Here is a 20,598-nt window from a genome sequence, read left to right on the forward strand (position 1 = left end):
CACAGCCGACAGCAACGGGACAAGAGAGATGGACAGCATCAGGATCCTCGAACGGCTGATCGCCTTCCCGACGGTGAGCCGCGACTCCAACCTCGACCTCATCGGCTGCGCCACCGACCTTCTCGGAGCGAACGGCATAGCCAGCCAGCTCATCCACAGCGTCGACGGCCACAAGGCGAACCTCTTCGCCACCATCGGACCGTCCGACAGGCCCGGCATCATGCTGTCCGGCCATACCGACGTCGTTCCCGTCGACGGCCAGAACTGGACGCTGCCGCCCTTCACGATGACCGAACGCAACGGCAAGCTCTACGGGCGTGGCGCGGCGGACATGAAAGGTTTCGTGGCCTCGGCGCTCGCGGCCTRCATCAAGGCCTCGAAAATGCCGCTGCGCACGCCCTTGCATCTCGCGCTCTCCTACGACGAGGAGGTCGGCTGTCTCGGCGTGCGCGACCTGATCGAGATGCTAAGCGCGGCACCGCAACGCCCGCTGCTCTGCATCGTCGGCGAGCCGACCAACATGCAGGTGGCGACCGGTCACAAGGGCAAGCTCGCGGCGCGCGCGCTCTGCAGGGGACGCGAAGGCCATTCGGCGCTTGCTCCGCTGGCGCTCAACGCCATCCATCTCGGCTGCGACTTCGTGCGCGCCTTGCGCGACGAGCAGGAGCGGCTCGCCCGCGACGGCGCGCGCGACGGCGACTACGACATTCCCTACACGACCGTGCATGTCGGCAAGATCAATGCCGGCGTGGCGCTCAACATCGTGCCCAGTCTCTGCGTGGTCGATTTCGAGATCCGCAACGTCGCCGCCGACGATGCCGCCGGAATTCTCGACAGGCTGCGCGGTGCCGCCGCGCGCATTGCTGCCGAAGCCGCCTTGATCGCCCCCGAAGCGGCAATCGACGTCGAGATCACCAACACCTATCCGGGTCTCGACACGCCGGCCGCTTCGGAAGCGGTGGCCTTCGTCAAATCGCTGACCGGCGCCAACGACACCATGAAAGTCGCTTTCGGCACCGAGGGCGGGTTGTTCAGCCGCGATCTCGGCACGCCCGCCGTCGTCTGCGGACCGGGCTCGATGGCGCAGGGGCACAAGCCGGACGAATTCGTCAGCGTCGAGCAGTTGCGGCGCTGCGACRAGATGCTGGAGCGGTTACTCGCGCGGCTCGCCGACGGCTGGCCGTGACGTCCCTCATTTGACGATGCGCTCTGTGCCGAAGACGCCTTGCTCGACGACGAAGCGGCGGCAATGGTCGATGAAGGCCTGCACCGTGAGTGTGCGGTGCTCGGCGTTCGGCAGCGCAATCCCCATCGTCAGTGGCCTGATGTCGCCCAGCAAGGGCACGAAGACCAGCAGCTTGCCATCCGGCGACATGGCATTGAGCGGCCGCATATTGGCGATGCCATAGCCGAAACCGTTGGCGACCATCGAGCGCATCACGGCGATGTCGCCGGTGCGCTCGGCGATCCTGGGCCGCAGGCCCTGGAAAGCCGAGAGGAAATATTCGCGGCTGTAGGGCAGATCGAGCAACACCATCGGCTCATCGACCAGTTCCTCCGGCGTGATGCTCGCCCTCGCCGCCAGGCGATGCGCGGCCGGYAGCATCACATAGGCCGGCAGTTGCATCAGCGGCTCGAAGGTCATGTCCTGCGACAATTCGAGGTCGTAGGTAAGCGCTGCGTCTATTTCGCCACGCTGCAGCATCTCGAACAATTGGCCCTGGTTGCGCTCGAACTGCCGGACGCGCACATCCGGATAGGCGTCCTCGAATTTCCGGCGCAGCGCCGGCAGCACGATCTGCGCGAACGTCAACAGGCAGCCGATCGCCAACGGTCCGCGCACCTTTTCGGCGATATCGCCGGCAATGTCGTGCAGCGCGTCTGCATCGTTGAGCAGGCGCGCGGCTTCCTTGAGAAACAGGCGCCCACCCGCTGTCAGCGCGAGCGCATGCGAATGCTTTCGCACGAAGAGCTGGACGCCGAACTCCGCTTCGAGCTGGGCGATCGAGGCCGAGATCGATGGCGGCGAGACGTTCACCTGCTCGGCCGCCTTGGCGATAGAGCCCGCTTCGCCAACGGCGACGAAATATTCGAGCTGTCTGAGCGTGAAGCGGAGCGGCATGGGCGTCTATGATGCCCGTTTGGTCGCTGCAATCAAGTCGGGGCCGCTCCTCAGTACTTGATCCAGGTGGTCTTGAGCGCGGTGTATTTGTCGAGCGCATGCAGCGACAGGTCGCGCCCGAAACCGGACTGCCTGAAGCCGCCAAAGGGCGTCATCGGGCTCAACGCATCGACGGTGTTGACCGAAACCGTGCCTACCCGAAGCCGCTCGGCGATGCGATGGGCGCGAGACAGGCTGTCCGTCCAGAGTGACGCCGCCAGGCCGTAAATGCTGTCGTTGGCGATCCGAAGCGCCTCCTCTTCGCTGTCGAAGGCGATCACCGACAGCACCGGGCCAAAAATCTCGTCGCGGGCAAGCGGATCGTCCGGCGAAACATTGTCGAAGATCGTGGGCTGCACGAAGCTGCCGCGCCCGTCGACCGAGATCCGGCCGCCGCCCGTGACCAGCCGGGCCGACTTCCGGCCGCCGTCGATGAAGCGCATGACGGTCGCGGCGTGGCGCGCGTCGACCATCGCGCCCATCCTGGACGCCGGGTCGAGCGGGTCGCCGGGTTGCGTCGCCGCCGCGCGCTCGGCCAGTTTCTCCACCAGCGCGTCCTTGATGCCGCGCTCCACCAGAAGCCGGGAATTGGCCGAGCACACCTGTCCCTGGTTGAAGAAGATGCCGAAGGCGGCCATGTCGGCCGCCGCGTCGAGGTCGGCGCAATCCGCGAACACCAGACTGGGGCTTTTTCCCCCGGTCTCCAGCCAGACCTGCTTCATGTTCGACTGGCCGGAATATTGCAGGAACAGCTTGCCGACGGCGGTCGACCCGGTGAAGGCAAGGCAATCGACATCCATATGCCGGCCAAGCGCCTGGCCGGCGGTCTCGCCGAGGCCGGGCACCACATTGAGCACGCCGGCAGGGAGCCCCGCCTCCATGGCAAGCTCGGCCAGCCTGAGCGCCGAGAAAGGCGACTGCTCGGCCGGCTTCAGCACCACCGAATTGCCCGCCGCCAGCGCCGGCGCGCATTTCCAGGTCGCCATGTCGAGCGGGAAATTCCACGGCACCACGGCGCCCACGACCCCGAGCGGCTCGCGCCGCACCAGAGCGAGGTCGCCCTGCCCTGTCGGCGCCACCTCGTCATAGACCTTGTCGATCGCCTCGGCATACCACTGGAAGATCGCCGCCGAGCCCGGCACGTCGATGGTGGCCGCGTCCTTGACCAGCTTGCCCATGTCCAGCGATTCCAGCAGCGCCAGCTCCGGCAGGTTCTCGCGTAGCAACGCTGCCAGCCGCAGCAGCACCTCTTTACGATGCTGAGGGCTCGTCCGCGACCAGACACCGGCTCCAAAACTGCGCCGCGCCRCGGCAACGGCAAGGTCGATATCCTCTTCCCCACAGGAAGCGACCTCTGCGAGCGTCGCTCCCGTGGCCGGATTGATGCTGGCGAAGGTCCGGCCGGAGCGCGCCGATACCGGCTTGCCGTCGATGAACGCCTTGTCGCGGAAGCGGATCGCGGACGCTCTGCCGACCCACTCCTTGTGGCTGAGTTCGTTCATGCTGACTCCAGAATGCCGGTACTACTCGTCACCGGGGACGCCGTAGCTCGGCGCATCGGACGGGTTGAGGGCGCGGGTGACATACGCGTCGAGCTGGGGCTTGTAGATATCCCATAGCGCAGCCAACTGCTCGATCGGGCAATCCTCGGTCCAGTCGCAGCGCAGGTCGGCGACGGGCCAGGACACATCGCGCACCAGCTTCATGCCAGCGGAGCGGACGGGCCCCGCCTCCCCGCCCGCCTTGAGCGCGGCGCGCATGGTCGCGATCAGCCGGTCGCCGAGATGGCCTTCGGAGGCGAGGAAGGCGTCGACCATGGCCTTTGGAATTCCATCGTTGGCAAGCAGGTTGCCGCCGCAGGCAACGTCCTCGCCACGCGCCTCGGCCCAGATGCCGAGGGCTTTCGGTCCCGAATGGATTGCGCTGCCGCCGGCCGCGTCGACCGCGAGCACCTGCCGGTATTCGCTGAAGGCGGCCGTGCGCTTGATGATGGCGACCGCCTCGGTAGCGGAGGCGCCGCGCGCCATCAGTTCCAGCGCCCGGACCCCGAGCGTCGGGTCGGTGACGTTCTGGCTGGCGACGGCGCCAACGCCCGCCTGCGCATAGGCGCAACGAGCCGCGACCGCGGGAGACGACGAGGACACCGCCACGCCAAACATGCCAGTGCGCCTGCAGCGCGCGACGATGGAGAAGGTCATGGCGCGTTAGTCCGGAATGACAGCGGTGCCGTCGATCTCGACCAGCCAATCCGGCCGTGCCAGGGCCGACACGACCAGGCCGGTCGAAACCGGGTGAACGCCTTTGATATACTCGCCCATCGTCCGGTAGACGGCTTCGCGATGGCGCACGTCGGTGATGTAGACCACCACCTTCACCAGATGCTCCATCGTGCCGCCGCACTCTTCGATGAGCTGCCTGATGTTTTGCATGACCTTATGGGTCTGCTCGACCGGATCATGGCTGTCGATGTTCTTCGCCGTGTCGAGATCCTGCGGGCACTGTCCGCGCAGATAGACGGTCCGGCCGCCGCGCGTCACGACCGCGTGGCAGAGATCGTTGTCGAGCTTCTGCTCGGGATAGRTGTCCTTGGTGTTGAATTTGCGAATTCTCGTATGCGCCATCTTGGTCTCCATGGGTCGGGCTCGCAGCTCTGGTCAGGCGTCCACGGGCTCGCGCGTCGCGGCGGCGTGGTAGGCGAGATATTTGCGCTGCGTCGAAATACGGTCGGCCACATGCTTGGCATCATGCCAGACGCCCCAGATGAAGCTCGACCCCCTGCGCGACTGCCAGGGCAACCCAAGGAAATATATCCCCGGCTCGACCGAGACGCCGCGCTGATGTCTTGGCCGGCCCTTCTCGTCGAAAGCGTCGACCTTCAGCCAGCTGTAATCGACAGCGAAGCCCGTCGCCCAGATGATCGCTGTTATCCCGGCCTCGGCGAGATCGAGCTCGCTGATCGGATTGATCACGCAGTCCGGGTCCGGGCCAATTTTGCGCAGGGCGGGCTCTTCCGGGAGGTCGAGACCGTTGCGGACGACATAGGCGTCGGCTTCGTCCAACAGCGACATCAGATTGGCGTCGCCGCGGGCGATGTTCTTCGCAAGATCGGGCGCGAAACTCATCACACCGCCCTGGTATGTCTTTGTCATGCCGACGAGCGTAAGCCCCTGCGCGGCCAGGCGACGGAAATCGATCGTCTCGCCGCCGCGCGCGCCGCTCACCGCGATCGTGACATGTTCCGTGCCGGGTCCTGGGGTCTCGAGGTCCCATTTGCCGAGAACGCCCAGCCACCAGCAAAAGTCGCGCCCGCGATAAGAGCGCGGCGGCCGATCATGCGGGCCGACCGAGAGATAGACGCGCCTGCCTGAGCGCTGCAACTCGTCGGCAATCTGCACGCCMGAGGATCCCGCGCCGACCACCAGCACGGCGCCCTTAGGCAGTTGCGCGGGATTGCGGTAGGCGCTTGAGTGGATTTGCAGGATGYCGGCATCGGCAGGGACGAGAGGCGGGATGACGGGGACCTGGAAAGGTCCCGTCGCGGCCACCACGCTGTTGGCCTCGATCACGCCATCCGACGTCTCGACGCGGAATCCCRGACGGCCGACATTCCTTTGCACCAGCTTGACCTCCACGCCGCAGCGGATCGGCGCGTCGATCTGCTTTGCGTAGGCGACGAAATAGTCGGCGACCTCCTCCTTCGGGGGAAAGYCGTCGGGACCCGTCACGGGAAACTCCATGCCCGGAAACCGATCATGCCAGGCCGGGCCGTTGGCGACCAGGGAGTCCCAGCGCTGCGAGCGCCAGCGCTCGGCGATCCGGCCGCGCTCGAGCACGAGATGAGGCACCCCGCATTTGCTCAGATGCTCGCTCATGGCCACCCCGGCCTGGCCGCCGCCGACAACGAGCGTGTCTATCTTCTCAACCGACATATCCACGTCTCTTCCGATGGGGCTTTCGCCGCTGCGATGGAGGTCCGGTTTGCTTTTAGTGAGGGGCTGGCGGAGCGAAAATTATGATTTCATGTGTCAGTGCTTAGCTTATCCCTAAACGCTGAGATGGGGATCGCGGAGCCGTTACGGATGCCGACGACAAGGTCGATGGCACCACCATCGATCAGGCTTAGGCAAACCCTAAGCACGGGTGCCGGAAAAAGTTATTCTACCGCCTCGGATTCGGTGGTTCCCTGCCCTTCATCACCCGCATGAGAGCGACGGCCGCTGAAAGTCAAATGGCGCGAGAGACCCTTTACGCAMACGGCGCGCTTTATACCGTCGATGCGGCAAATCCCGTCGCCGAGGCGATGCTGGTTCGCGGCGAGCGCATCACGGCTGTCGRCTCTTGGTCCTCCGTCAGACTGCAAGCATCCAAAGACGCCGAAATCGTCGATCTCCAAGGCCGGTTCGCAATGCCGGCCTTCATCGACTCCCACCTGCATTTCGCCTGGGGAAGCAAATACCTCGATGAGGTGCGGTTGCGGGAAGCAAAGACGTTCGGCGAAGTCCTCGACCGGTTGAAGGCCTATGCGCAGGCTCATCCCGACCGCGCATGGATCGTGGGCAGCGAGTTCAGCTACGGCTACCCTGACCTCCCCGAAGGCGGATTCCACAAATCGCTTCTCGACCAAGTCGTCGCCGATCGCCCCGTTTTCTTCCRCTCGGGCATGGCGCACGCCGCCTGGTTGAACAGCAAGGCGCTGGAACTTGCCGGCATCATCCGGGATACGCCCGACCCCGAAGGCGGCGAGATCGTCAGGGATGCGAGCGGCGAGCCGACCGGATGGCTGAAGGAGAAAGCGTGGTCCCGGCTCGAAGAACTGGTCCCTCAGCCCTCGACATCGGACATGCGATCAGCGCTGCTCCACGCCATCAAGGAAGCGAACCGTCTGGGACTGTCGCGGGTCCAAAGCGCGGGGATGGATGACGAAGCGGTCCCCTTGCTGGCTGAGATATTCGCGAACGACGAGCTCAGCCTGCGGTTCACGCTCTCGAGCATTGTAAATCCGGATTCGAACCTCGACGAGGTGATCGCGCGCGTGTCTGGGTGGAGGGATGACCTCGACCCGGAGTTTCTCGACGGGCGCGTCATCAAATTCTTCCTGGACGGCGTGCTGGAATCCCATACGGGCTTCATGCCCCAGGGCTATGCCGACAAACCGGGCGAAACCGGAACATGCCTGTGGAAGGCAGCCGCCTACAACGCGGCCGTCAGCCGCGCGCAGCAGGAAGGCTTTCAGGTCTGGACGCACGCGATCGGAACGGGGGCCATCGAAATGGCGCTCGATGCCTACGCCGCGGATGGCGAACGCTCACGGCAGCGTCGACCGCGGGTGGAACATTGCGAAATACCCACCCCGCGCGACATCGAGCGCTTTGCCGAGACAGGAGCGATAGCGAGCTTCCAGCCCGCCATGATCTATCCGCGCGACCAGTGGCTCGGGATGGAAGGGCTTTGGGAGGCGCGCGTCGGCTCCGCATCCCTGCCGCGCGCCTTTCCCGTTCGCTCCATCCTGGAAGCCGGCGGCGCCGTCGCGTTTGGAACCGATTGGCCCATCGTCGATCTCAATCCGCTCATCGGTATTCGCAATGCGGTGCTGCGACAAAGCCGGGATCACCAGCCGGAAACCGGATGGGTCCCGCAGCAGCGGATCACCGTCGCGCAGGCGCTCCATGCCTATACGCTGGGGGCTGCCTTTGCCGGCCACCGGGAGAACGACGAGGGCAGTTTGGCGGCGGGGRAGCTCGCCGACTTCATCGTGCTTTCCGATGATCCGCTGCGGGTCGAGCCGGACAAGATCGCCGATATCAAGGTGCTGAAGACGATCGTCGGCGGCAAACCGGTCTGGGAAGAACCCGCGGCTTGAGCCGCGTCTTGGGGGTTGGATGGAAGCGGCTGAATTTGACTATATCGTCGTCGGTGCCGGCTCGGCCGGCTGCGTGGTCGCCAATCGGCTGAGCGCCGATCCGTCGGTCAGAGTGTGCCTGGTCGAGGCCGGCGGCAGCGACAACAGCCTGCGGKTCAAGGTGCCGGCGGGCATCCTCTCGCTCTACGGCAACCCGAACTACGACTATTGCTTCGTCGGCGTGCCGCAGCCTGAGCTCAACAATCGCCGCATTCCGGTCAATCGCGGCAAGGCGCTCGGCGGATCGAGCTCGATCAATTCGATGGTCTATATTCGCGGCGCCGCCGAGGACTATGACGAGTGGGCCAGGCTCGGCTGCGCCGGCTGGGCCTATCGTGATGTGCTGCCCGTGTTCAGGAAGCTGGAGCGCAATCTGCTCGGCCAGGACCCGCGCTATCATGGCAGCGACGGGGAGCTGCTGGTCGACAATCCGCGCGATCCGAACGAGCTTTCAAGCATGTTCGTCAAGGCCGGCAAAAACGCCGTCCTGCCCGCCAACGCCGACTTCAATGCCGAGAGCCAGTTCGGCCTCGGCATCTACAACGTCACGCAGGATCGGGGACAGCGCTTCAGCAGTTTCAGCGCGTTCATGCGTCCGGTGCTTCATCGCAGGAACCTGACGCTGCTCAGCGAATGCGAGGTGATCGACCWTGTCATCGCCCAAGGGCGCGCCACGGGGCTGCGCGTGCAGCATGACGGCCAGCAAAAGACGCTCTCGGCCAGCCGCGAGATCGTGCTTTCGGCCGGCGCCATCAACTCGCCCAAGATCCTGATGRCGTCCGGCATCGGGCCGGCGGCCGAGCTCAAGCAGATCGGCATCGCACCGCTTCTCGATTTGCCCGGCGTCGGCAAGAACCTGYAGGACCATGTCGACGGCATGATCACCGTGCGCTCCAGAAGCACCAGGACGCTCGGCCTGTCGCTTGCCAACCTGCCCCGCATCGCGGCAGCGCCCTTCCAGTATTTCGCGCGCCGCAAGGGCATGCTCACCACCAACTATGTCGAGGCCGGCGGCTTTGCGAAGACCAGGCACGCGAACGGCCTTCCCGACATCCAGTTCCACTTCGTGCCGGGCTATCGCAGCCATCGCGGCAGGCTGATCGAATACGGCCACGGCTACGCCATTCACACCTGCGTGCTGAGGCCAAAAAGCGTTGGCGAGATCAGGCTGTCGCGCGACGATTCCCGCCGCGACGTCCTGATCGACCATCGCTTCTTCACGCATGAACACGACGCCATGGTGCTGGTCGAAGGCATCAAGATCGCGCGCCGGATCTTTGCCTCGCCCGAGTTCGACGCGGTGCGCGGCAAAGAGATGCTGCCGGGCAAGGATGTGCGCGGCGATGACGAGATCCTCGCCTATCTGCGCGCCGAGGCGCTGACCGTCTATCATCCGGTGGGAACCTGCAAGATGGGAACGGACGATATGGCCGTCGTCGATCCGGCGACGCTCAAGGTGCGCGGCGTGGACGGGCTCCGGGTCGCGGATGCGTCCGTGATGCCGAAGCTGATCGGCGGCAACACCAACGCGCCGAGYATGATGATCGGGCAGAAGGTTTCGGAGATGATCCTCGGCTCGGGGCGCAGCGGGGGCAAGTAGGCCACCATTGTTTCGGTGAACCGTCACAAACGTCCGGAATTGGCTTAAGCCCTCCAAACCTCGTCATTCTAGGGCGGAGCAAGGAGCGAAGCGACGCGCGCAGACCCTAGAATCCATTCCGTGACGTTGAGGCGTCGTCGCGGAGCAGAATTCTGCTCCGCTGGACTCTACGATTAAGGTAACGGAATGGATCCTCGGGTCTCCGCGCGTCGCTTCGCTCCCGCTCCGCCCGTGGATGACGAAGCTGAGAGGCTTCGGCCAACCMCCAGCGCCTGCGCCGATTTCACGGAAATAAACGATGAAGATCTTGCCGCCGACGAGCTTGCAATTGTGTCGAGAGGCTATTTAGTGATCTTCGTCGATCTCGTCGTGCAGAAGGCCGAGGATACGGCGCTTGAGCGCGATGAAGTCGGGCTCAAGGATCACGTCCATCGAGCGCGGCCGTGGTATGTCGACCTTGATCTCGGCCTTGATCTTGCCGGGCCTCGCCGTCATCACCAGGACGCGGTCGCCCAGCACCAGCGCCTCGTCGATGTCGTGGGTGACGAAGAGCACCGTCTTCTGCTGCCGCTCCCAGACGCGCAACAGCAGCTTCTGCATGGTGCCGCGCGTCTGGCTGTCGAGCGCGCCGAAGGGTTCGTCCATCAACAGCACGGCCGGGTCGTTGGCAAGGGCGCGCGCAATCGCAACGCGCTGCTTCATGCCGCCGGAAAGCTGCGCTGGATAGTGGTCCGCAAAGGGCGCGAGGCCGACCTCGTTGAGATACTGGTCGACGATCTGCTTGCGCTGCTCCGCGGGCAGCCCCTTGCGCTTCGGCCCGTACTCGATGTTGGCGCGCACCGTGAGCCAGGGAAACAGGGTGTAGCTCTGGAACACCATGCCCCTGTCCGGGCCGGGCTCGATCACTTCCCTGCCATCGACCTTGATGCTGCCCGAGGTCGCGTCATTGAGGCCGGCCGCGAGGTACAGCAAGCTGGATTTGCCGCATCCCGAAGGACCGACGATGACGCAGAATTCGTTCCTGGCCACCTTCAACGACACATCGTCCAGCGCCAGCACGCCGTTGGCGTCGCCGTAGCGCAGCGTCACGTCCTCGATGGCCATCGTGGTGCCGGCGGCGCGCRCATCGACATTGGCGGAGGCCATGCCGTCCAAATTGTTCGCCTTGACGGTTTCGGTCATTAGTACCCTTGATCCGGCTGCGGTTTGCGAGGATGCGTTCAAGATCAAGGTGCCCATGGCGCGACCCTTGCCCGGAGAATGCGGAATGCCGTGTCGGTGATCAGGCCGAGAAGCCCGATCGCGGCGATCGCCATGAAGATCACGTCGACCTGGAAGCCGCGCATCGCCTTCAGGCTGATGTAGCCGAGGCCGCTCGACGCCGCGACGAGCTCGGCCACGACCAGATAGGTCCAGGCCCAGCCCATGGTGACGCGAAGCGTGTCGAGGATCGCCGGAAGCGCTGCCGGGAAGATGACGTGCCACACTGCTTCGCTGCGCTTGGTGCCCAGCGTGTAGGAGGCGTTGACCAGATCCCTGGAGACGCTGCGCGCGCAATCGGAGATCATGACGAGTTGCTGGAAGAAGGTGCCGAAGAAGATGACCGCGATGCGCTGCTCGATGCCGATGCCGATCCAAAGGATGAACAGCGGCACGAAGGAGGTCACCGGCAGATAGCGGATGAAGTTGACCAACGGCTCCAGCGGCGCCTGCACCGCCCGGTAGGTCCCCATCCAAAGTCCCAGCGGCACGGCGATCAGCGAGGACACGATGAAGCCCAGGATCACCACCTTGGCGCTGGTCAAAGTGTGGTAGAAAAGGCTGCCGTCGARCGACATGCGATAGGTCGTCTCGAGCACGGTTCCTGGCGTCGGCAGGAACATGTTCGGCACGACGCGGCCATAGGACAGCAACGCCCAGCCGCCGATCACGACCACCCACATCRCCAGCGCGAGCGTTGTTGCCGTGCGGGCGGGAATGGTGGCGAATGGGGTCGTCAGGCGTGTCCACGCCGTCCGCCTCTGTGCCATAAGATGGCCTCCGTAGATCTAAACGCGAAAACCTGGCTTTGAGAAAACGGGATCGGCCCGAACGGGGCCGACCCTGGCGATCCCGAAAGCTCACTGTTCCTTGATGAAATCGGTGTCGAGGATGGTTTTCGAGTCGATCGTCATCTTGAGCTTGCCGGCCTTGCCCCAGATGTCCTGCGCGAAGTTCACCAGGTCGGCCGCCTCGCTCTTCTCCGGCGTGCCGAAGAATTCCAGGTTGCGGGCGCGGTCGTAGTAGCGCACGCCCTTGGCGCCGGCAGCGAAATCCTCGGGCTTCTCGAGATAGCCGCCAATGCCCTTGGCCATGATCTCATAGGCCTTGTCTGGGTTGGTCTTGATGTAGTCGACCGCCTTGTAATAGCCCTTGATGAGGGCCTTCACGTCCTCGGGATGCTTCTCGATCAGGTCGCATTTGAGCGCGATCACATCGACGATCAGGCCGGGCGTGGTCGTGGAATCGATCAGCACCTTGCCCTTGCCGCCCTTGCGGACTTCGGTGAGATGCGGCTCCCAGGTCACTGCGGCGGGAACCTGGCCGGCGATGAAGGCGGTCGCCGCATCATCGGCGGTCATGTTGGTGATGGTGACATCGTCCTCGGTCATGCCTTCCTTTTTCAGGAGCACGTTGAACCAGAATTCGGAAATGGAGCCCTCGTTCAAGGCCACTTGCTGGCCCTTCAGGTCCTTGAGCGACTTGACGTCGGGCTGCGTGACGACGCCGTCGCCGCCATGGCTGTCGTCGAGCGCCACCACATATTTGAAGCAGAGTTCGTCCGAGCGATACTTCATCAGCTCGTCGACGGTGGAGGCAGCGCCGTCGAGGTCGCYACCGGCGACAGCCGCCATGTAGAGCGCTGATTCTTCAATGATCTTCAGGTCGACATCGACRCCGGCTTCCTTGAAGTAGCCGAGGTCACGGGCCAGAAACAGCGGCCCGTAACCTACCCAGGTGGTCATGCCGAGACGGATGGCGCCGGCATTGGCGGGAGCGGCAAGCCCCAGACCCAGCAGACCTGCGGCGACCGCGGTCATCAGGCAGTTTCGGAATGTCTTCATTGTCGTGGTTCCCCATGGCTGTTGCTGGCATCGGCCTCATTCGAGTGGCGTATGCCAGGCTGTCGTTTCGGCAGCCGCTCTCTTGTTATGCGTCGCCCTCCCAGGCGGGCCTTGTTCTAGGTCCCGCAAGAGAGCATCCGGGCCGGATCGCAAAAAGAAGTCTTTTTCTGTCCTTTGCTTCGCCGAAACCGAAGCAGCGGCCRAGCTTGGCCAACGCGCTTGAACTACGGCGCCAGGCGACCCGCGGTTCCGATGACCGTGGACGGCATGCCGGCCAAAGGGATTCTTGTAGGACGGTTCGCCCAATCGGAGGTGTTCTCGGGCCGCCGGAAAAATCGACGGCGGTACCAGGACGAATGGCAATTCAGATGCTTCGAGGACCAGCGAGGGATGCGGCCTCATCGGCCGCATCCCGGAGATTTTCGGCGCGAGCCGCGCCCTTCGGCGCGGCAAGCGGGCTTGAGCAATTCCAGGAAAAGTGTGAGCGGTTTTCCGTCTGGAATTGCGTAAAGACAAAGGATAGAGCGTTTCGCCGTTTCCGTGAAACGGTGAAACGCTCTAGGCCGCCAAGGCTCCCGACTTCTTCGCCGTCCAGGTGGYGATATAGTCCATCAGGCCGGGGCTGAGGCAGTCATAGGGCTCGAGCCCGATCGACTTCAGCTGACCGCGGATGCCGTCCATGCGGCTCGGGTCGACGCCGGATTCGATGATCGAGGAGACGAAGGCGGCAAAGCCAGGCGGCGACCAGCCGTCCTCCTCGAAGCGCTCGGGATGGATGAAGGACAGGCCCTTGAAGGGATGGTCGCGCTCGACCGGGCCGTACATGTGGACGCCGCAGCCGGTGCAGGCATGGCGCTGGATCAGCGCCGAGGGATCGACCACCTTCAGCTTGTCGCCGTTCTCGGTGACGGTGACGTCGCCGGTGCCGGCGACGGCCACGACCGAGAAGATGGCGCCTTCCGGCTTCCAGCATTTGGTGCAGCCGCAGGCGTGGTTGTGGGCGATCTGGCCCTTGACCTTCACCTTCACCGGCTTCGAGGTGCACAGGCAAACCAGCGTGCCGCCGGCAAAGGATGCGCTTTCCTTCGGCAAGCCGTTGTCGATCGAGTGATGCAGTTTTTCGGCCATTTACACTTCCTCCTGTTTGACCATCGGCTCGCGGGGGTCGGCCTGCGGCCCGGTGGCTTTCCTCACCAGTGGGTTTGCTCTGTCACTTTGTTCTTGCGCAATTGCGGACGGAAAACCGCGCACTTTTCCTGGAATTGCTTTTAGTAAACCACCACGCTCCTGATCGACTTGCCCTCATGCATGAGGTCGAAACCCTTGTTGATGTCCTCGAGCTTCAGCGTATGGGTGATCATCGGGTCGATCTGGATCTTTTTCTCCATGTACCAGTCGACGATCCTGGGCACGTCGGTGCGGCCGCGCGCGCCGCCGAAGGCGGTGCCCATCCAGGTGCGCCCGGTGACCAGCTGGAAAGGTCTGGTCGAAATCTCCTGGCCGGCGCCGGCAACGCCGATGATGACCGACTTGCCCCAGCCGCGATGCGAGGCCTCCAGCGCCTGGCGCATCACCTTGGTGTTGCCGGTGCAGTCGAAGGTGTAGTCGGCGCCGCCGATCTGGTCGGCGCCGCGCTTGGTCATGTTGACCAGGTAAGGCACGATGTCGCCGTCGATCTCCTTCGGATTGACGAAATGCGTCATGCCGAACTTCTCGCCCCAGGCCTTCTTGTCGTTGTTCAAATCGACGCCGATGATCATGTCGGCGCCGGCAAGGCGAAGCCCCTGGATGACGTTCAAGCCGATGCCGCCGAGGCCGAACACGACCGCCGTCGCGCCCTGCTCGACCTTGGCGGTGTTGATGACCGCGCCGATGCCGGTGGTCACCCCGCAGCCGATGTAGCAGATCTTGTCGAAGGGGGCGTCGGGATTGACCTTGGCCACCGCGATCTCCGGCAGCACGGTGAAGTTGGAGAAGGTCGAGCAGCCCATATAGTGGAAGAGTTTTTCGCCCCCGACCGAGAAGCGCGAGGTGCCGTCGGGCATCAGGCCTTGCCCTTGCGTGGCGCGGATGGCGGTGCACAGATTGGTCTTCCTCGACAGGCAGGACGGGCACTGCCGGCATTCGGGCGTGTAGAGCGGGATGACATGGTCGCCCTTCTTGACCGAGATCACGCCCTTRCCGACATCGACGACGATGCCGGCGCCCTCATGGCCCAGGATCGCCGGGAAGATGCCTTCCGGATCGGCGCCCGACAGCGTGAACTCGTCGGTATGGCAGATGCYGGTCGCCTTGACCTCGATCAGCACCTCGCCCTCGCGCGGCCCCTCGAGGTCCACCTCCATGATCTCCAGCGGCTTTCCAGCACCAACGGCTACGGYGGCACGCGTTTTCATGAGGCACTCCTCCCAAGGCAGTCGAAAAACTTCATGTWCCGGCGGGCCTGAGGTCCGCCTCGCAACAAAAATACCGTTTCCAAGCCGTAGTGAGGTCGCAATAATCGAACGGTCTCCCTGATAAGTCTATTCTACCAAGGTCCCCCCATCCGTGCTGTTCCGGCATGCCGCGATCCGCCCGATCACCGGCCTCCTTGCCGGCGGCAAATAGGACTAAAGCAGAAGCGGCAGGCCAGCTTGCAAGGTTTGATAAATCCAACGCTTCCGCTAAGTTTCTCCACGGGCACCTTGGCTTGGCGCTGGTCCGACACGATCGGACGTGGCGCAAGAGTGGGTATTGTTATCGATGAGCGCGGTGCCGGGCACTCTCACGACCCTTTTGTGCTTTCTTCTMCTGACCGCCAATCTCTCCGGTGCGGCGGCCCAGGAATCTGCGAGCAAGCAACCGGCTGCAGCGGCCAAGCCTGAAAAGAAGATCACCGAAATCAAGATAGGTTATTTGCGGGCGTACGCGCCGCAGCTGACGCTTTCCCTGCTCGACCTGCCGCCAAGGGACGAGGGCGTTGCCGGCGCCAAGGTCGCGATCGGCGACAACAACACGACAGGAACRTTCCTTGGCCAGAAATTCAGTCTCGACATCACCGAAATAAAACCTGACTCCGATGYGGTTCAGRCATTCGACGACCTGATCGCCAAAGGCGACCGCTATGTGGTCGCGGACCTCTCGGCCAGGCAATTGCTGTCCATCGCCGACATCGCGCGCGACAAGGGCGTGCTCATCTTCAACATCGGCGCCACCGACGACAGCCTGCGCGAGGAGAACTGCCGCATAAACGTCTTCCACATCGCACCGACACGCAGCATGCTGGCCGACGCGCTGGCGCAGTATCTCATGGTGAAGAAATGGCCGAACTGGGTGCTGCTCTACGGTTCGCATGAGCAGGACCATCTCTACGCCGATGCGCTGCGCCGCGCGGCTGCCCGTTTCGGCGGCCAGATCGTGGCGGAGAAGGAGTTCAAGGACAGCGGCACCGCCAGGCGCACCGACACGGGCGCCACGCAGATCCAGCAGCAGATTTCCGTGTTCACGCAGGACCTGCCGGAGCACGACGTGGTGCTGGTTGCCGACGAGAGCGAGGTCTTCGGAACCTATGTCCCCTACCGCACCTGGACGCCGCGGCCGGTCGCGGGCACGGCCGGGCTTGTCGCCTCTTCATGGCACCCCGCGAGCGAGCAGTGGGGCGGCATCCAGATGCAGAGCCGGTTCCTGAGGACGACCGGCCGGCGCATGCTCTCCAAGGACATGTCGGCCTGGACGGCCGTGCGGGCCGTCGGCGAAGCCACCACGCGCACCAATGGCGACGATCCGAAAAAGATCAGCGACTACATCCGCTCCGACGATTTTTCGGTCGCCGCCTTCAAGGGCCAGAAGCTGACCTTCCGCAAATGGAACCTTCAGCTGCGCCAGCCGATCCTGCTCAGCGACACCAAGTCGGTCGTCTCGACCTCGCCGCAGGAGGGCTATCTCCACCAGGTTTCCGAGCTCGACACGCTCGGCGTCGATCAGCCGGAGACCAAATGCGTCCTTAAGTAGAAGCAATCGGGAGGAAAATCGGTGCAGGGACGAGCTTGTGCACTCGCCTTTCTTGCGACCTGCCTCATGGCGGGTCCGGCATCGGCCTATACGGCCTATGTCTCCAACGAGAAGGACAACACCATGACCGTCGTCGACACGGCGACGATGAAGGTGATCAAGACCGTCGATGTCGGGCAGAGGCCGCGCGGCATCACGATTTCGCCCGACGGCAAGTTCGTCTATCTGTGCGCCAGCGACGACGACACGGTCCAGATCATCGATACGTCCAGCCTTGACGTCGTTGGCGATCTGCCCTCCGGGCCCGATCCTGAATTGTTCGTGCTCTCGCCTGACGGCAAGACGCTCTATATCGCCAACGAGGACGACAATCTGGTCACCGTCGTCGATGTCGCGAGCAAGGCGGTGCTCTCGGAGATCCCGGTCGGCGTCGAGCCGGAAGGCATGGGCGTCAGCCCCGACGGCAAGACCATGGTCAACACCTCCGAAACCACCAGCATGGCGCATTTCATCGACACGCAAAGCCATGAGGTGACCGATAGCGTACTGGTCGATACGCGTCCGCGCTTCGCCGAATTCAAGCCCGACGGCTCCCAGGTTTGGGTCAGCGCCGAGGTCGGCGGCACGGTCAGCGTCATCGACAACGCCAAGCGCCAGGTGGTGAAGAAGATCCAGTTCGCGATCAACGGATTGCGGGCCGAGACCATCCAACCCGTGGGCATCGCCATAACCGCCGACGGCAAGAAGGCCTATGTCGCGCTCGGCCCGGCAAACCATGTCGCGGTGATCAACACCGAAACCTACGAAGTGGAGAAATACATCCTCGTCGGCCAGCGCGTCTGGCACCTGGCCTTCACCCCGGACCAGAAGACGCTGATCACCACGAACGGCAACTCGAACGACATCACCTTCATCGATACCGCGACCGATGAACCGGTCCAGTCGCTCACCGTCGGCCAGCAGCCGTGGGGCGTSGCCATATCGCCCAACTAGCGATGCCCCAAGCAAGCCGGGAGGTTCATTCCATGACGATCAACCGTACCATTGCCTTCGCCGTCCTGGTCKGACTGGCGGTTGCTCCGCTCGCGGCCAGCGCCGACGACGATACRCCGAAGGTGACGCGATCCAGCAAGACCCTCCCCGAGTTGGTCCTGGGCTCGGACAAATCCAGCTACGACGTCAACCGTACGGATTTCGAGCTGATTGCCGGCCAGGGCTATCGCTGGAAGATCACGTCTCACGGCGGCTTCGAATACAAGTTCATGACCGACTTGTGGCGCAATGTCTGGATCGACCAGATCGTCATAAACGATCTCGAAGTGCATATGGCCGGCGCGCCGGCCTGGCTCGAATTCGACGATGCGGGAACCATATTGGTCCAGTTCCACACCGTGCGCCCGGGCGAATACAGCTGGTCCGTCCCCGACCTTGCCGACAAGGGCCTCAAGGGAAAGATCACGATCAAATGAGACCTGGCAAATGAGACCTGGCACACGAGAACGGGCCAATGAGAACGGTGCRCATATGAGGACAGGGTGATCGGCGTGCAGCATGTGCGGACAGGCGGGCCGGGAAATGAGGTGGCGGCGCTCGACGTCGCCGGCGTCAGCCATTCCTACGGTTCCAAACGGGCGCTGAACAATGTATCCTTCTCGATCGCCCCAGCGACTTTCACCGTTCTGCTCGGCCTCAACGGGGCGGGCAAGACAACCTTGTTCTCGCTGATCAGCCACCTTTACGACACCCGCCACGGATCGATCCGCATCTTCGGCCATGACATCCGCCGCGCTTCCGGCGAAGCGCTCAGATGTGTCGGCATCGTGTTTCAGGCACGCACGCTCGACCTCGATCTCAGCGTGTACCAGAACCTCTCCTACCACGCCTCGCTGCACGGTATCGGCGGGCGCGAGGCCCGGCAGCGCATCGCCACCCTGCTCGAAACAGTCGACATGCGGGGCCGTGAGCACGACAAGGCCCGCTCCCTCTCCGGCGGCCAGATGCGACGGATCGAGATCGCCAGGGCGCTGCTTCACCGCCCCTCCCTGCTGCTGCTCGACGAGGCGACCGTCGGTCTCGACATCCAGTCGCGCGCCGGCATCCTGGCCACCATCCGCAGGCTCGTCGACACCGAGGGCATCGGCGTTTTGTGGGCCACGCACCTGATCGACGAGGTCGAGGACGGCGACCATGCCGTCGTGCTGCGCCAGGGCAACCTCGTCGCCAGCGGCACGGTGTCCGATCTGATCCAGGCCAGCGGCACCGGTTCGATCCGCGACGCCTTCTCGAAGCTCAACCGCAGCGGGACGGCCGGCATTGCGGAGATTTCGCCATGAGCACGTCCGCGACGCCGCAAAAACTCACCTCTGTCACGCCGGTGAGGTCGGGCGCGTTCGGCCTGCGTCACTATCTCATCTGCCTCAAGGGCGTCGTGCTCCGCGAGTGCCTGCGTTTCCTGCATCAACGCGAGCGCTTCATCTCCTCGCTGGTCAGGCCTCTCGTCTGGCTGTTCATCTTCGCCGCCGGCTTTCGCCAGGTGCTCGGCGTCTCGATCATCCMGCCCTACAAGACCTACGTCCTTTACGAGGTCTACATCACGCCCGGTCTGTGCGGCATGATCCTTCTGTTCTCAGGCATGCAGTCTTCGCTGTCGATGGTTTACGACCGTGAGATGGGCAATATGCGCACCCTGCTCGTCAGCCCGTTTCCGCGCTGGTTCCTGTTGGTGTCGAAGATGCTTGCCGGCGTCGCCGTGTCGATCGCGCAGGTCTACGCCTTCCTGATCGTGGCGTGGTTCTGGGGCGTCAAGGCGCCGCCCCTCGGCTACCTGTTCGTGCTGCCGGCGCTGTTTTTGTCKGGCATGATGCTTTGYGCCCTCGGGATGCTTCTATCCTCGATGATCAAGCAGCTCGAAAACTTCGCCGGCATCATGAACTTCGTCATATTCCCTGGCTATTTCGCCTCACCGGCCCTCTATCCGTTGTGGCGCATCCAGGAGGCCAGCCCCCTCCTTTACAAGATCTGTCTCGTCAATCCGTTCACCTACGCGGTCGAACTGATCCGCTTCGCCTTTTACGGGCAGGTCGATTGGGTGTCGCTGGGCGTCGTCGCCGGATGCACGCTGCTGTTCCTGRCCGGAGCCATCATCGCCTACGATCCCTCGCGCGGCCTGATGACCCGCAAGCAGGACACGGGAGGAAATGCCTGATGGCCAGAACAGCCTTTGCTCTCAGCCTGGTTATGGTCAGCCTGCTTGCGCAGGCCACAAAAGCCGGTGCGGCGACCGCCGATCCGGACTGGCCGTGCGTCCAGCGCAAAGTGCCGCAATTGTCGCYCGGCCAAGTCTGGAACGGGCCGGATCTTCCGCCCTCGGCCAAGGACTGGTCAGACGACGCRTCGGTCTCCGCCCTTGTCGAGGACGTTGCTGCGCGACGGCTGCCGCTCGGCGATGCGCAGAAGAAGATCAGGGATTTTGCGGCGTCTCTGCCGGCCGAGCAGCTTGCGACGAAAATGGCGATGCTCATGCAGGGCATGTTCGACCACATGGACGCCGAGCGTTCGCACGTGATTGCCGGCATTTCCCGTTACGCTCACAGGCAGCTCGAAATGGCCGCCGACTTGCGCAAGCAAGCGTCCGATGTCGACACGTTGCGCGCAAAGCCCGACGCGGATCCGGACGAGGTCGAGCGGCGCACCGACCAGCTGAATTTCGCGACGCGGATCTTCACCGAGCGCGCGCAATCGCTGACTTACGTCTGCGACGTGCCGACGATCATCGAACAGCGGCTCTATCAGCTGGCCAAGACCGTCTCCGAGACGCTTGCCGCGAAGAAATAACCTGTCTCGG

19 protein-coding genes are annotated in these 20,598 nt (G+C 63.7%); 9 read left to right on the forward strand and 10 right to left on the reverse strand.

The window, feature by feature from the left end; translation table 11 throughout:
• The first annotated feature begins 28 nt into the window (after positions 1-28).
• Positions 29-1,186: an acetylornithine deacetylase gene (argE, locus tag LCM4576_RS02395; protein WP_071030280.1), complete on the forward strand. Its 1,158-nt coding sequence runs from the start codon at positions 29-31 to the stop codon at positions 1,184-1,186.
• A gap of 6 nt (positions 1,187-1,192) precedes the next feature.
• On the opposite strand, the gene LCM4576_RS02400 is transcribed toward argE, so the two are convergent.
• The 5 genes from LCM4576_RS02400 to LCM4576_RS02420 are packed head-to-tail and all read right to left on the reverse strand — an operon-like array spanning position 1,193 to position 6,090.
• Complete coding sequence (locus LCM4576_RS02400; RefSeq protein ID WP_041007619.1) at positions 1,193-2,122, reverse strand: LysR family transcriptional regulator; 930 nt, start codon at positions 2,120-2,122, stop codon at positions 1,193-1,195.
• A gap of 50 nt (positions 2,123-2,172) precedes the next feature.
• Positions 2,173-3,663: an aldehyde dehydrogenase gene (locus LCM4576_RS02405; RefSeq protein WP_071030282.1), complete on the reverse strand. Its 1,491-nt coding sequence runs from the start codon at positions 3,661-3,663 to the stop codon at positions 2,173-2,175.
• Between the two features lie 21 nt (positions 3,664-3,684).
• A complete protein-coding gene (locus LCM4576_RS02410; RefSeq protein WP_071030284.1) occupies positions 3,685-4,359 on the reverse strand; it encodes a DUF1028 domain-containing protein in 675 nt (224 codons plus the stop codon).
• 6 nt (positions 4,360-4,365) lie between these two features.
• Positions 4,366-4,782, reverse strand: coding sequence for a RidA family protein (locus tag LCM4576_RS02415; protein ID WP_071030557.1), 417 nt, complete (start codon positions 4,780-4,782; stop codon positions 4,366-4,368).
• 33 nt (positions 4,783-4,815) lie between these two features.
• A complete protein-coding gene (locus tag LCM4576_RS02420) occupies positions 4,816-6,090 on the reverse strand; it encodes an NAD(P)/FAD-dependent oxidoreductase (protein WP_071030287.1) in 1,275 nt (424 codons plus the stop codon).
• Positions 6,091-6,389: 299 nt separating this feature from the next.
• Here LCM4576_RS02420 and LCM4576_RS02425 point away from each other — a divergent pair, with 299 nt between their 5' ends.
• Positions 6,390-8,021: an amidohydrolase gene (locus LCM4576_RS02425; protein WP_071030289.1), complete on the forward strand. Its 1,632-nt coding sequence runs from the start codon at positions 6,390-6,392 to the stop codon at positions 8,019-8,021.
• 19 nt (positions 8,022-8,040) lie between these two features.
• Positions 8,041-9,660 (forward strand): GMC family oxidoreductase, encoded by a 1,620-nt coding sequence (locus tag LCM4576_RS02430; RefSeq protein ID WP_071030290.1) that lies wholly within the window; start codon positions 8,041-8,043, stop codon positions 9,658-9,660.
• Between the two features lie 345 nt (positions 9,661-10,005).
• Here LCM4576_RS02430 and LCM4576_RS02435 read toward each other — a convergent pair whose 3' ends face one another.
• The 5 genes from LCM4576_RS02435 to LCM4576_RS02455 all read right to left on the reverse strand — a co-directional run bounded on the left by LCM4576_RS02435 (position 10,006) and on the right by LCM4576_RS02455 (position 15,160).
• On the reverse strand, positions 10,006-10,806 hold the full coding sequence (locus LCM4576_RS02435) for an ABC transporter ATP-binding protein (RefSeq protein WP_071030558.1): 801 nt from the start codon (positions 10,804-10,806) through the stop codon (positions 10,006-10,008).
• Between the two features lie 80 nt (positions 10,807-10,886).
• A complete protein-coding gene (locus tag LCM4576_RS02440) occupies positions 10,887-11,690 on the reverse strand; it encodes an ABC transporter permease (RefSeq protein ID WP_071030292.1) in 804 nt (267 codons plus the stop codon).
• A 90-nt stretch (positions 11,691-11,780) separates the two neighbouring features.
• A complete protein-coding gene (locus LCM4576_RS02445; protein WP_071030295.1) occupies positions 11,781-12,764 on the reverse strand; it encodes an ABC transporter substrate-binding protein in 984 nt (327 codons plus the stop codon).
• Positions 12,765-13,322: 558 nt separating this feature from the next.
• Positions 13,323-13,892 carry an S-(hydroxymethyl)glutathione synthase gene (gfa, locus tag LCM4576_RS02450; protein ID WP_071030297.1) on the reverse strand — a complete coding sequence of 190 codons (570 nt, stop codon included), beginning with the start codon at positions 13,890-13,892 and terminating at the stop codon, positions 13,323-13,325.
• A gap of 140 nt (positions 13,893-14,032) precedes the next feature.
• The gene (locus tag LCM4576_RS02455; protein ID WP_071030299.1) at positions 14,033-15,160 is read right to left on the reverse strand and encodes an S-(hydroxymethyl)glutathione dehydrogenase/class III alcohol dehydrogenase; all 1,128 of its coding nucleotides are present in this window, start codon (positions 15,158-15,160) and stop codon (positions 14,033-14,035) included.
• A 346-nt stretch (positions 15,161-15,506) separates the two neighbouring features.
• Between LCM4576_RS02455 and LCM4576_RS02460 the strand changes: the two genes are divergently transcribed.
• The 6 genes from LCM4576_RS02460 to LCM4576_RS02485 all read left to right on the forward strand — a co-directional run bounded on the left by LCM4576_RS02460 (position 15,507) and on the right by LCM4576_RS02485 (position 20,588).
• Positions 15,507-16,754, forward strand: coding sequence for an ABC transporter substrate-binding protein (locus tag LCM4576_RS02460; RefSeq protein WP_071030301.1), 1,248 nt, complete (start codon positions 15,507-15,509; stop codon positions 16,752-16,754).
• 66 nt (positions 16,755-16,820) lie between these two features.
• Positions 16,821-17,747, forward strand: a complete 927-nt coding sequence (locus tag LCM4576_RS02465; RefSeq protein ID WP_071030303.1) for a YVTN family beta-propeller repeat protein — start codon at positions 16,821-16,823, stop codon at positions 17,745-17,747.
• Between the two features lie 32 nt (positions 17,748-17,779).
• Complete coding sequence (locus tag LCM4576_RS02470) at positions 17,780-18,223, forward strand: hypothetical protein (protein ID WP_071030305.1); 444 nt, start codon at positions 17,780-17,782, stop codon at positions 18,221-18,223.
• Between the two features lie 75 nt (positions 18,224-18,298).
• Positions 18,299-19,087, forward strand: coding sequence for an ATP-binding cassette domain-containing protein (locus tag LCM4576_RS02475; protein WP_071030559.1), 789 nt, complete (start codon positions 18,299-18,301; stop codon positions 19,085-19,087).
• Positions 19,084-19,959 carry an ABC transporter permease gene (locus LCM4576_RS02480; protein WP_071030307.1) on the forward strand — a complete coding sequence of 292 codons (876 nt, stop codon included), beginning with the start codon at positions 19,084-19,086 and terminating at the stop codon, positions 19,957-19,959. The genes LCM4576_RS02475 and LCM4576_RS02480 overlap by 4 nt, the downstream gene beginning before the upstream one ends.
• On the forward strand, positions 19,959-20,588 hold the full coding sequence (locus tag LCM4576_RS02485) for a hypothetical protein (protein WP_071030309.1): 630 nt from the start codon (positions 19,959-19,961) through the stop codon (positions 20,586-20,588). The genes LCM4576_RS02480 and LCM4576_RS02485 overlap by 1 nt, the downstream gene beginning before the upstream one ends.
• The last annotated feature ends 10 nt before the right edge of the window (positions 20,589-20,598 follow it).

The sequence above is a fragment of the Mesorhizobium sp. LCM 4576 genome, from assembly GCF_001854815.1.
In the GTDB taxonomy this organism is placed as follows: Bacteria; Pseudomonadota; Alphaproteobacteria; order Rhizobiales; family Rhizobiaceae; genus Mesorhizobium; species Mesorhizobium plurifarium.